The sequence below is a fragment of the Mesorhizobium sp. Cs1299R1N1 genome, from assembly GCF_037179655.1.
GTDB classification, from domain to species: Bacteria; Pseudomonadota; Alphaproteobacteria; order Rhizobiales; family Rhizobiaceae; genus Mesorhizobium; species Mesorhizobium salmacidum.
On the sequence record NZ_JAPYKR010000012.1, the window covers coordinates 54955 to 67657 of the forward strand.

Genomic DNA, 12703 nt, shown 5'->3' on the forward strand with positions numbered 1-12703 from the left:
GGGATGGCAGCGCTGCCACCGGGGTGAAAGCAGACAATGAACATGGGCGGCTGGCTGAACTTCAGGAGCCTGAATCAGGAAGGCATTGTCTTTGCCATAGCGGTGGTGCTGTTCGTTGCCGCGGCTATAGGCCTGCCCGGCTTCATCGATGCCAACAATCTCGTCGCCATCGTCCGCTCGGTCTCGGTGCTGGGTATTCTGGCGCTGGGCATGGCGGTCGTCATCATCGGCCGCGGCATTGACCTGTCGGCGGTGGCGATCATGGCGATGTCGGTCGCCTGGTACCTGCAACTGCTCAATACCGGAACGCCGGATGGGCTGGCCTTCACCTATGTGCTGGCCGGCGTGCTCGCCATCGGCCTGCTCAACGGCTTTCTCGTCGCCTACGCCGATGTGCCGGCGATCTTCGTCACCCTGGCGACCGGCTCCTTCGTCTTCGGCTATGTCCGTTCGCAATTGATCACCCAGGACGCGGTGCCGGTGCCGCAGGGCCATTGGGTGGAACTGCTCGGCGGCCTGCGCTTCCTCGACGTCCCGATCGAGGTGTTCGTCTTCGCGGGTCTCGCCTTCCTGTTCTTCCTGTTCCTGCGCTACACCAAATGGGGCCGCTATATCTATTTCGCCGGCGACAATCCGGTCGCGGCGCGCAATATCGGCATTCCGGTACGGCCGATGCTGGTGCTGCGCTATGTGCTGTCCGCTTTCGTGGCACTGATCGCCGGCCTTTTGACCGCGGCCAGCCTGCATTCGATCAACACGCGCGTCGTCAATTCGACGCTGCTCTACGACATCGTGCTGGTGGCGGTGATCGGCGGCATCGGGCTGTCGGGCGGGCGAGGCGGGGTGCGCAACGTGCTGGTCGGGGCAGCACTCATCGGCATCCTGCTCAACGCCATGACCATCATCGATATTCCGCTGCTCTACCAAAACCTGATCAAGGCGGCGATCCTGCTTGGCGCCATCATCGTCGACGGCATCATCAATCCACGTGACGAACAGACAGCCCAGCAGGGCGACATTTAGAGCAGATGGGCTAGCCCATCTGCTCGGGGTACCCGGCGCGATCGGGGCGATCGGCCGGCAATGAAAACCGAACCAGAGGATGACACATGAAACTGATCAGGACACTCATGGCGGCGGCCACGGCCCTTGCCGTCACCGCCTTCGCGGCGCCGACCTTCGCCGCCGACGATCCAGGCCCCCCTGCCTATGCGCAAGCGCTGAAAGGCAAGCGCGTCATGCTGGTGCCGCTGGCGATGGGCTTCGACCTGGCGCAGGGCTGGGCGCATTACCTGAAGAAGGAAGTCGAGGCCTGGGGCGGCACGTTCGAGACGCGTGATCCGAACTGGGTGGTCGATGCCGGAGCGCAGGCGATCACCGATGCAATCTCGTCGGACACGAGGCCCGATGTGCTGATCATCCATGCGCCGGACCTCAACTCCTATTCCAAGCTGATGAAGAAGGCGCAGGCCGCCGGCACCTATGTGATCCTCGTCGACAATCCGGCGAATTTCCCCGCCGACGCCTTCGTCGGCAGCGACTGGGACCGGCTCGGCCAGCTCGAGGCCGAAGCCGCGATCAAGGGCTGCGGCGAGAACTCATCCAAGAAGATCGGGCTGGTGCAGGGCGACCAGGCCAACTCTTCCAGCCTCTACCAGTATGCCGGCATCATGAAGGTGCTGGACAAGCATCCCGACTTCAAGGTCGTGGCCAAGCCCGACTCCAACTGGGATGCGACGACGTCGCGCAACGTGACGACGACCATGCTGCAACAGAACCCGGACATCTGCTCGATCATCGACTTCTGGGATGGTGACGCGACCGGCGCATCCGCCGCGATCCGCGACGCCAAGCTCGACGGCAAGGTGTTTTTGGTCACCACCGGCGGCGGCGAAAAAGCGGCCGATTGCGACAAGCTGCAGGACGGTACTTACGGTGCTGTCGTCATGACGGAACTTGCCCGGCAGTCGGGCGACATGAACGCTATCATCAAATTCCTGCTGCAGAGCGGCCAGCCGGCCGGCACTTCGCACACCTACATCTATACGCTGGAGAAGGCGACGACGAAGGCCGATCTCAAGCCGGACAGCTGCTGGGACCTGAAGGCGCTGCAGGCCGAAGCGGCGGCGAAGTAAGCCGATTGCCGTCAGCTGGTATCAGCGAGGCGGCCGGACAATCCGGCCACCTCTTCTCTTTCCTTGTTCTCTCGTGCCCGCAGTGACCTGATGACCTTTCGCGAACGCCTGCAGTCCTGGCGCTACAATCTCGTGCCCGACCATCTGGTCGGCGAGATCCTGACCAAGCGCTGGACCGACAACGCCATTCCGTTCCTGGCGTTGGTGGCGACGCTCGGCGTGTTCGGGTCGATCATTCCAGGCTTCTTCAAGCTCTCCTCGCTGCAGGAATCGACCCGGCAACTCGGCGAATTCTCGATGGTGGTCACCGGCATGACGGTGGTGATGCTTGGCGGCGGCATCGATCTCTCGGTCGGCTCGATCTTCGCGCTGTCCTGCTTTTCCGCGGTCTATGTCTTCTTCATCCTCGAACAATCGATCTGGCTGGCGCTGGCCGCCTCGCTCGCCACCGGTCTCGTCTTCGGCGCGATCAACGGCTATCTCGTCGGGTACCTGCGGCTGCGTGCCTTCCTCACCACGCTGGTCACCTTCATCTTCGGACGGGCGCTGTTCGACATCCTGGTCACCACCTATGCCGCCGACGTACAGCTTTCGACCGCTACGTCCGACGTGCTCGATTTCATCGGCGACAGCACTTTCTGGGGTCTATCCGTTTCGGTGTGGCTGGCGATCATCCTGGCCATCGTCACCCATATCGCGCTGACACGCTCACGTCCCGGCTGGCATGTGCTGGCGGTGGGTGGCTCCCGGCGCTCGGCGCACAATGCCGGCATCCGGGTGCGCCGTACCGTGTTCATGACCTATGTCTTTTCCGGTTTCTGCGCCTCGATCGGCGGCTTTCTCATCGCTTGCCGCCTGAGCGGGGCAGGGCCGGGCACAGGCCTCAACCTCGAGATCATGGCGCTGACGGCGGCGGTGGTCGGCGGCGTCAGCCTCGGCGGCGGCCGCGGCTCGGTGATCAAGGGCCTGATGGGCGCCATCATCGTGCTCACCATGACCAATGGGCTGATCCGGCTTGGCTACGGCACCGGCACCAACCAGATGGTACTGGGCATCATGCTGGCGGTGGCGGTGACCATCGACATCCGCTGGCTGAAGAACCGCCACAAGGTGCTCAACGAGGTCTATGTCGCGCCGGTCTATCTCAAGATGGGCAAAACACAGTCCGCGGTGCCGGGCTCCGGCACGCCTTACGCCCTCGACAACCGACTATCGGCTGCGGACCATATCGGGCTCGGTGAGCTGGAAGGGCCAGAAGACGTCATCCTCGACCGCGATGACAATCTCTATTGCGGCACGCGCCATGGCGAGATCGTCCGCTTCTTCGCGCCGGACTATGTCAGGTCGGAAGTGTTCGCCCATATTGGCGGGTTTCCGCTGGGGCTGGCTTTCGACAAGTCGGGCAATTTGATCAGCTGCGTCGGAGCCATGGGGCTGTATTCGGTTTCGCCGCAGCGCGAAGTGAAACGGCTGTCGGCGGAGACGTCGCGCTCCTGGACGTCGATCGTCGACGATGCGCGGCTGCGCGATCCCAATGATTGCGACATCGCGCCGGACGGCCGCATCTATTTTACGGACTCGACCAAGCGCTATGATGCCCATGATTGGGCGCTGGATTCGATCGAAAACCGCGCCACAGGCCGGCTGCTGGTCTACGATCCCAGGGATGGGTCGACGAAGACGCTGCTCGACGGCTACCGCTACACCAATGGTGTCTGCATGGCGCATGACGGCAAGTCGCTGTTCTTCGCCGAAAGCTGGGCCTGCCGGGTGCACCGCTATTGGCTGGACGGGCCGAAGGCCGGCACCGCCGAATGCCTCATCCGCGACATGCCGGGTTATCCCGACAACATCAACCGGGCGTCGGACGGCAATTACTGGATGGCGTGGCTGGGCATGCGCACGCCGAGCTTCGACCTCTCGCTGCGCCATCCCGACATGCGCAAGCGCATGACGCGCCGGCTGCCGCAGGACGAATGGCTGTTTCCCAACATCAACACCGGCGGCGTGGTGAAATTCAACGAAAAGGGCGGCATCGTCGAGGCGATGGGCGACTTGACAGGCGGTGCGCACCCGATGGTCACCTCGATGCGCGAGCACAAGGGATATCTCTTCGTCGGCGGCATCCTCAACAATCGCATCGGCCGCTACAAAATTGCCGGCGCCGACCCGAGCTGGACCAGCCCCGCCTCCTACTGGGGAGCGAAGCCATGATCCTCGATCCGATCCTGGATATGTTTCGTGGCAAGGCGGTGACTATCCCGCCGCTCGACGGCGCCTTCCGCCCCAACACGCGGCTCGATGATGCGCCGGCGTTCGCCGAGCTGACCGAGCCGGACAATCTGCTGGTTGCCGATGGCCGGCTGCTGGCCTCCAGCGGCAACGCCGTCTGCGCGATTACTGTCGGTGTAGCACCTGTCGCAGTCGAGACCTTTCCGTCTCCAGTCGCGGCGCTGGCGCTGTCGCCTTCGGGCGAACTGACGGTGGGGCTGGAGAGCGGCAAGCTGTTGATCGCGGGCAGGGAGGTGTCCTTGCCGGCAGGGATCGGCTGCATCACCGCGCTTGCCTATGCAGGAGATGGTACGCTGTGGCTGGCCAATGGTTCGGCCGAATTCGCGCCGTCGCAATGGGCCGCCGACCTGATGAAGAAGGGCGCGTCCGGTTCGCTTTGGGCTCGGGCGGCGGGTGGCGCGTTCCGCAAGGTGGCTGGCGACATCGCTTTTCCCTATGGACTTCACATCCTTGGCAGCGATGTGCTGGTCAGCGAAAGCTGGCGCCACCAGCTTGTCCGTTTCGATGGCGCGACCGGCAACCGCTCGACGGTGCTGACGCATCTGCCCGGCTATCCCGCGCGGCTGTCGCCTGCTGGCGATGGCGGGGCGTGGCTGACGCTGTTCGCGCCACGCAACCGGCTGATCGAATTCGTGCTGCAGGAGACGCACTACCGTCAGGACATGCTCGACCAGGTGCCGCCGGCCTACTGGATTGCCCCGACGCTGGCATCCAGCCGCAGTTTCCTCGAGCCGCTGCAATGCGGCGGCATCCGCACGATGGGCATTCACAAGCCGTGGTCGCCCAGCCGCTCCTACGGGCTGGTGGTCCGGCTCGACCGGGAGATGCAACCACAATTCAGCCTGCACAGCCGCGCCAACGGCACGCGCCACGGCATCTGCAGCGTGGTGGAGAAAGGCGGCGAGCTGTTCATTGCTTCCAGGGGTGGCGATTGCGTGCTGGCCGTCGACCTTGCCTCGGGAGGTTTCTGATGGAACCGATCGTTCGCCTTGAAAACGTCACCAAGAATTACCGCGGCGTGCCCGCGGTGAAGAACGTCAGCTTCGAGCTACGCAAGGGCGAAATCCATGCGCTGCTCGGCGAGAATGGTGCCGGCAAGTCGACACTGACCAAGATCATCGCCGGTGTGGTCGATGCCACGTCGGGCAAGATGTTCCACAAGGGGCGGGAGATCGCCTACGCCTCGCCGCATGCGGCGCTCGAGGCCGGCATCGCCATGGTGTTCCAGGAGACCAGCCTGGTGTCGTCGATGACGGTGGCGCAAAACCTCTATCTCGGTACTGAAAAATTCCTCAACCGGCTGCGCGGCACGTATATTTCAGCACAGCAGTTCCTGCAGTCGCTGAATTTTCCGGTCGATCCCAACGCCACGGTGGCGACACTGGGTGCCGCCAAGCGGCAGATGGTCGAGATCGCGCGCGCCGTGCACCACAATGCCGAGATCATCATCTTCGACGAGCCGACGGCGACGCTGACGCCGGAGGAGAAGCGGCATTTCTTCGCGCTGATCCGGCGGCTGAAGGCGAACGGTGTGTCGATCGTCTTCATCAGCCATGCTCTCGAAGAGGCTCTGATGATCGCCGACCGCATCACGATCCTGCGAGACGGCGAACTGGTCATCACCGACGACACATCAACCTTCGACCGCGAAAAGATCGTCGCCGCCATGGTTGGGCGAACGCTGTCGGGACAGATTTACCGCCAGCGCGACGAAGCCAAGCTGCGCAAGGCCGGCAAGAAGGTGCTCTCGGTGCAGGACATCTCGATGAGCAATGTCGTGCGCAACAATTCCTTCTCGATCTTCGAAGGCCAGATCACCGGCGTGTTCGGGCTGATCGGTTCCGGCCGCACCGAGACCTTCAAGATCGTGTCGGGCATCTACAAGCGCGATTTTTTGCGCGGTGGGGCGATCGAACTGGACGACAGGCCGGTGCGCTACCTCGTGCCGAGCGAAGCGGTGGCGGACGGCATCGTCTATGTCACCGAGGACCGCAAGAGCGAAGGTATCTTCGAAACGATGGGCATTGCCGAGAACCTGTTCGGCGGGCTGCTGGCGGCAGGCCGCGAACAGGCCTGGGTGATCAACCAGCAGGAAATGCGTCAGCTTTCGGCGGAATGGACCAAGACGCTGAACATCAAGGCGATCAACGACAATGCGCGCGTGGTCGAGCTGTCCGGCGGCAACCAGCAGAAGGTGGTGATCGGCAAGGGGCTGGTGCAGCAGCCGCGCATCGTCATATTCGACGAGCCGACGCGCGGCGTCGATGTGGGCGCCATCGCCGAGATCCACCAGATCATCAACAGGCTGGCCGATGAGGGCCTCGCGGTCGTTGTCATCTCGTCCTACTTGCCGGAGATCATGAACCTGTCGGATCGCATTTTGGTCTGTCGGCAGGGCCGCATCGTCGAGGAGTTTTCCCCGGCGGAGGCGACGGAGGAGAAGATCATGTATGCGGCGGTGCATTAGGGTTATGGCCAGTGCGGAATCCGACAATTAGCTGGGATGCTGCTCCATTCGTCATCCTAGGGTCTCCGCGACGGAGCTTCGCTCCTGCTTCGCCCTAGGATGACGAAGTCGTGGGCCAGACTCCAAGGTTCTACGCTACATTGGAAAATGAATCATTCGAAGCAATTAGCCGCATTCGCTCGTTACCCGATTCAATTGCCCAAAGGGAAGGAAACACCATGGCCACCACAAGACTCCTCAGCGATGCCGAGGTGGAGAAGATCCCGGTAGTGAAGGCGGTGTTCGATGACATCAGGGCGACGCGCAAATCGGACTTCGTCAACAATTTCTGGCGGGGGCTCGCCAATGATCCGGCGGCGTTGAAGCGCATCTGGGAGCAGCTGAAGGTGGTGATGGTCGCCGACAGCGCCATCGACCCACTGACCAAGGAAATGATCTATATCGCGGTATCGACGGCCAATGGCTGTTCCTACTGCGTTCATTCGCACACGGCGGCAGCGCGGGCCAAGGGCATGACCGATGTACAGCATGGCGAACTGATCTCGATCATCGGGCTCGCTGGCCAGACCAATCATCTGGTCACGGCCATGCAGATCCCGGTCGATCCGCAATTCGAGGTGAAGAGCTAATCTAGGAGCCAGCCGGCCAATCGGCGTGGAAGGAAAATTTGTCCCCAGGCTGTTAAGGAAGTGACATGTAACGGCTCTAAGGAGACCCCACGCGAAGTCGCTCGCCGGTGGTTTTTCCGGCAGCCGGCTCTCGCAGTGGAGCCGGCATGAAAATCGTCCAGATCACCGATACCCATTTCAGCCCAACCAAGCCGCATTTCAACGGCAATTGGGAGCCGCTGGCCGCGTGGATCGCGCAAGGCGGCGCCGATCTCGTCATCCACACCGGCGACATCAGCGTCGATGGCGCCGACAAGGATGCCGACATCAGCTTCTGCATGGAGCTGATGCGGGAGATTTCGGTCCCGATGCTGCTCGTGCCTGGCAATCACGATGTCGGCCATCTGCCCGGCTCGTTGCAGCCGGTCAATGCGGAACGTCTTGAGCGCTGGCGCCGGCTGGTCGGTCCCGATTACTGGATGGAGGACGCTGGAAACTGGCGATTTATCGGCCTCGACAGCCTGCTGATGGGCTTTGATGATGCCGAGGAAGAGGCCCAGTTCGAATGGTTGCGGACTGTGCTGGAAAGCCGCGGCGGCCGTCGCGTCGCGCTCTTCGCCCACAAGCCGTTGTTCATCGATCAGCCGGGTGAGGGCGACACCGGCTACTGGAGCGTCAGGCCGGCGCAGCGCCAGCGTCTTTATGACCTGATCGGTTCCCATGATGTTGCATTGTTCGCCAGCGGTCACCTGCACCGGGCATGGCAAGGCAGATACGAAAACACCGCGCTGGTATGGGGGCCATCGGCAGCCTTCGTCGTCGGCGACATGGAGCGCGACATGCCGGGCGAGCGGCTGCTCGGTGCGGTCGTGCATGATTTCGGCGACGCAGTCACCAGCGAGATCGTCGCAATCCCAGGTATGAGCGTCCATGTCCTCGACGACGTGGTCGAGGAGGTCTACCCGCACGAGGCGCACAAGGTCCGCGGGAAGGTCGCATCATGAGCGCGCTCTCGCTTCGCGATCTGAACAAGTCCTTTGGCGGCAATGCCGTCCTGAACGGCGTCAGCCTCGACGTCGAAGCGGGCGAGTTCATCGCCTTGGTCGGCCCCTCGGGCTGCGGCAAAAGCACCCTGCTGCGCATCCTCGCGGGCCTTGATCATGCCGACAGCGGCGAGATTTTCGTCGGCGGCAAGGACATGTCGGCGGTCGCCGCGGCCGATCGCAACATCGCCATGGTGTTCCAGTCCTACGCGCTCTATCCGCATCTGACGGCCAGCCAGAACATCGCGGTTCCACTGGCCATGAAGCGGCTGAGCCGGACGCAGCGGCTGCCGTTGGTCGGCTCGGTCCTGCCGGGCCAGAAAGAGATTCGCGCCGGCATTTCACGCGATGTCCGCGAGATGGCAACCGTGCTGAAGATCGACCATCTGCTCGACCGCAAGCCGGGACAGATGTCGGGCGGGCAGCGGCAGCGCGTGACCTTGGCACGCGCCATGGTGCGCCACCCCAGCATCTTCCTGATGGATGAGCCGCTTTCCAATCTCGACGCCAATCTGCGCGTCCATGCCCGCGGCGAGATCGTCGAACTGCACCGCCGCGCCGGCGTGCCGACGCTCTATGTGACGCATGACCAGGCCGAAGCGCTTTCGATGGCCGATCGCGTGGCGGTGATGATTGGCGGCAACCTGCTGCAGCTGGCCGCGCCCGAAGCGATCTACAACGATCCCGCCCATATCGAGGTTGCGCGCTTCGTCGGCCAGCCAAGGATCAATGTCATACCGGCGCTCGCCGAAAACGGTCGGGTCAGTTTCGAGGGCATCAGGCTGGCCTTGCTGGAGAAGGTGGCGAATGGCCCGGTCAGCCTCGGCATCCGGCCTGAATTCGTCAAACTGTCTCCCAGCGGGCGGAGCGGCCTTGCGGGGCGGATCGAGCGTCTGGAATTCCTCGGGTCGGAGGTCGTTGCCCATTGCCGGCTCGACGCGACCGGCGACATCGTCATCGCCAAGCTGGCACCGCACGAGGCGAAGGACTTGATCGCGGGAATGCCGGTGGGTGTCCTTCTGTCACCTGAACAGGCCATGGTCTTCGGGCCGGAGGGGCGGCGGCTGCGCACCGCGAGTGCTACACCCGCACGCCAGGAGCCGGCCTATGTCTAGTATCGCACTGGCGGGCAATGTCCCGAGCGCCGCGGCCCTCCACAGGCGCAGCGAAGATCGCACCGCCTGGCTGCTGGCGGCTCCCGCGATCGTGCTGTTGCTGCTGTTCGTGCTGCTGCCGGTGGTTGCCGTTATTTTTCTCGGCTTTACCGATTTCGAGCTCGGCTATGGCAAATTTCGCCTGGTCGGCTTCGAGAACTACGCGCATCTCCTGACCGACCGCACCTTCCGCAGATCGCTGTGGAACACGTCAGTCTATACCGCGATCGTGGCACCGGTCTCGATCATGCTTGGCCTCGGCGTTGCCTTGCTGATCGAAGGCGAACCGCGCGCGCGCGGCTTCTTCCGCACCGTCTATTTCCTGCCTGTGGCGTCGCTGATCGTCGCCATGGCGACTGTCTGGCAGTATCTCTTCCATCCGACCATCGGACCGCTCAACGCGCTGCTTGCGCTCGCCGGCATTCCCGGTCCGAACTGGCTCGGCGCCTCGAGCACCGTGCTCTACAGCCTGTCGATCATCGGCGTCTGGCAGTCGGTCGGCTTCAACATGGTGCTGTTCCTGGCGGGCCTGACGGCGATCCCGCGCGAACTCTATGCCGCCGCACATGTCGACGGCGCGAAATCGGCGCTCGACCGGTTCTTCCTGGTCACCTGGCCGATGCTCGGACCGACGACGCTGTTCGTCGTCACCATCAGCATCACCAATGCGGTGAAGGTCTTCGAAACCGTGAAGATGCTGACCGACGGCGGTCCTAACAAGGCCTCCGAAGTGCTGCTGTTCACCATCTACCAGGAGGGTTTCGTCTATCTGCGCGTCGGCTATGCCTCGGCAATGACGGTCGTCTTCCTGGCGATCCTCGTCGTGCTGATGCTTCTCCAATACCGCGTGCTCGACCGGCGGGTGCACTACACATGACCAGCATCCCGGCCGGCCGCATCATCCGTTTCGCGCTGCTTTCGCTCGGCGCGCTGATGATCCTTGCGCCTTACATCTTCATGATCTCGACCGCGGGCAAGACGCAGAGCGACATCTTCACTTCGTCGCTGTCGCTCATCCCCGAGCATTTCTATTTCGCCGAGAATTTCGCCAAGGCGCTGAGCAAGGTGCCGATGGCAACGCTGCTGTGGAACGGCGTTGTCGTCTGCGGCCTGATCTTCTTCTTCCAGGTGCTGGTCGCCATTCCTTGTGCCTACGCCATGGCCAAGCTGAAGTTCCGCGCCGCTCGGCTGATGATGGTGCTGGTCATGCTCGGGCTGCTGGTGCCGATCCATGCCACGGCGCTGCCGCTCTACGTCGCCTTCGACAGGATGTCGCTGCTCAACAGCTACACCTCGCTGGTGGCGCCGTTCACCATCTCGGTGTTCGCGATCTTCATGTTCCTGCAGTTCTTCCGCGCCATGCCCGACGACCTCATCCACGCGGCGCGGCTCGACGGCATGTCCGAACTCGGCATCGTCGCGCGCGTCATCGTCCCCAACGCCTGGCCGGCGGTCACCGCGTTCGCGATCTTCTCGGTGGTCGCGCACTGGAACGATCTCTACTGGCCGCTGATCGTCGTCAGCAAGCAGGCCTACGCCACGCCGCCGCTCGGCCTGATGTATTTCCGCGCCGCCGAGGCAGGCGACGACTATGGCGCGCTGATGGCCGCCACGCTGATCATCACCCTTCCACTCGTCGTCGCCTTCCTGTTCGCACAGAAGCGCTTCGTCGAAGGCATCACCATGACCGGTCTCAAAGGCTGACCGGGTCGAACCAGGAGCACGAGCATATGAAGCAACTTCCCAGGATTCTCGCAGCGGCGGCGGTTTCGCTGGCGTTCGCCGTTCCGGCCTATGCCGACACGACGCTGACGGTTCATTACCCGATGCCCGGCTTCTTCAAGAACGTGATGGACACGATCTCGAAGAAGTTCATGGAAGAGAATCCTGACATCAAGATCCAGTTCGCCAGCCCGTCCGCCACCTATGAGGAAGGCATCCAGACCATCCTTCGCCAGGCCGGCACCGACGAAATGCCCGACATCACCTTCATCGGACTCAACCGCCTGCGGATGCTCAACGAGCGCGACGTTGCCGTCGATCTTGGCCCGCTGGTCAAGAAGGAAGGCAACATGGCGGAGCTCGGCTTCTCCGACACGATCCTGAAGCTGGCGCGGGTCAACGGCAAGCAGGTCGGCCTCGCCTTCGCCACCTCGAACCCGATCATGTATTACAATGCCGACCTGGTGAAAGCCGCCGGCGGCGATCCGGACAATCCGCCCAAGACCTGGGACGAGGTCATCGCGCTCGGCGGCAAGATCAAGGCGCTCGGCAATGGCGTCGACGGCATCGATTTCCGCTGGCAGGGCGACGACTGGATGTTTTCGGCGCTGCTGTTCGGCGCCGGCGGCAAGATGCTGAACGAGGACGAAAGCAAGGTCGCCTTCAACGGGCCGGAGGGCGAGAAGGCAATGGAAATCCTGCAGCGGATGGTGAAGGAGGGCGGCATGCCGGTCTTCACCAAGCCGGCGGGCGAGCAGGCTTTCGCGGCAGGCAAGGTCGGCTTCGAATTCCAGACCACCGGCGCCCTGGTCAACACCATCAAGAATGTCGGTGACAAGTTCACGCTGCGCACGGCCAAGATCCCGCTGATCGATCCTGTCAACGGCCATCTTCCGACCGGCGGCAACGCCGTGGTCATCCTGACCAAGGATGCGGCAAAGCAGGACGCCGCCTGGAAGTTCGCGAAATTCGCCGCTGGTCCTTACGGCGCATCGGTCGTCGTGCCCGGCACGGGCTATGTCCCCAACAATGAGCTCGCGGCGAAATCGCCGGAATATCTCGGCGATTTCTACAAGAAGAACCCGCTTTTCCAGGCCGGGCTCAGCCAGATGCCGCGGATGATACCGTGGTATGCTTTCCCGGGCACCAACGGTGTGAAGGTGACGCAGACCATCGTCGACAATCTGTCGCGGATCGTCGACCAGTCGGCGACCCCGAAGGAAGCGCTCACTGACGCGGCAAGCGATGTCGAAGGCATGCTGCCGACGCAGTAAGGGCTGTG

General features: G+C 62.9%; 11 protein-coding genes. All 11 read left to right on the forward strand.

Translation table 11 applies throughout. The features are described 5' to 3' along the window. The first annotated feature begins 36 nt into the window (after positions 1-36). Entirely contained in the window at positions 37-1023 is a 987-nt protein-coding gene (locus O7A70_RS24585) for an ABC transporter permease (protein ID WP_337142714.1), read from the forward strand. Positions 1024-1109: 86 nt separating this feature from the next. Next, on the forward strand, positions 1110-2135 hold the full coding sequence (locus tag O7A70_RS24590) for a sugar ABC transporter substrate-binding protein (protein WP_337142715.1): 1026 nt from the start codon (positions 1110-1112) through the stop codon (positions 2133-2135). Between the two features lie 90 nt (positions 2136-2225). Continuing rightward, positions 2226-4349 (forward strand): ABC transporter permease, encoded by a 2124-nt coding sequence (locus O7A70_RS24595; protein ID WP_337142716.1) that lies wholly within the window; start codon positions 2226-2228, stop codon positions 4347-4349. Continuing rightward, entirely contained in the window at positions 4346-5398 is a 1053-nt protein-coding gene (locus tag O7A70_RS24600) for a hypothetical protein (protein WP_337142717.1), read from the forward strand. The genes O7A70_RS24595 and O7A70_RS24600 overlap by 4 nt, the downstream gene beginning before the upstream one ends. Then, a complete protein-coding gene (locus O7A70_RS24605) occupies positions 5398-6894 on the forward strand; it encodes a sugar ABC transporter ATP-binding protein (RefSeq protein ID WP_337142718.1) in 1497 nt (498 codons plus the stop codon). Before O7A70_RS24600 ends, O7A70_RS24605 begins: the two co-directional genes overlap by 1 nt. A gap of 218 nt (positions 6895-7112) precedes the next feature. After that, complete coding sequence (locus O7A70_RS24610) at positions 7113-7523, forward strand: carboxymuconolactone decarboxylase family protein (RefSeq protein WP_337142719.1); 411 nt, start codon at positions 7113-7115, stop codon at positions 7521-7523. Positions 7524-7669: 146 nt separating this feature from the next. Beyond that, positions 7670-8506, forward strand: a complete 837-nt coding sequence (locus tag O7A70_RS24615) for a metallophosphoesterase family protein (RefSeq protein WP_337142720.1) — start codon at positions 7670-7672, stop codon at positions 8504-8506. Continuing rightward, positions 8503-9660, forward strand: coding sequence for an ABC transporter ATP-binding protein (locus O7A70_RS24620; RefSeq protein ID WP_337142721.1), 1158 nt, complete (start codon positions 8503-8505; stop codon positions 9658-9660). The genes O7A70_RS24615 and O7A70_RS24620 overlap by 4 nt, the downstream gene beginning before the upstream one ends. Beyond that, positions 9653-10576, forward strand: coding sequence for a carbohydrate ABC transporter permease (locus O7A70_RS24625; protein ID WP_337142722.1), 924 nt, complete (start codon positions 9653-9655; stop codon positions 10574-10576). The genes O7A70_RS24620 and O7A70_RS24625 overlap by 8 nt, the downstream gene beginning before the upstream one ends. After that, entirely contained in the window at positions 10573-11403 is an 831-nt protein-coding gene (locus O7A70_RS24630) for a carbohydrate ABC transporter permease (RefSeq protein WP_337105066.1), read from the forward strand. The genes O7A70_RS24625 and O7A70_RS24630 overlap by 4 nt, the downstream gene beginning before the upstream one ends. A 26-nt stretch (positions 11404-11429) precedes the next feature. Continuing rightward, positions 11430-12695 carry an ABC transporter substrate-binding protein gene (locus O7A70_RS24635; RefSeq protein ID WP_337142723.1) on the forward strand — a complete coding sequence of 422 codons (1266 nt, stop codon included), beginning with the start codon at positions 11430-11432 and terminating at the stop codon, positions 12693-12695. The last annotated feature ends 8 nt before the right edge of the window (positions 12696-12703 follow it).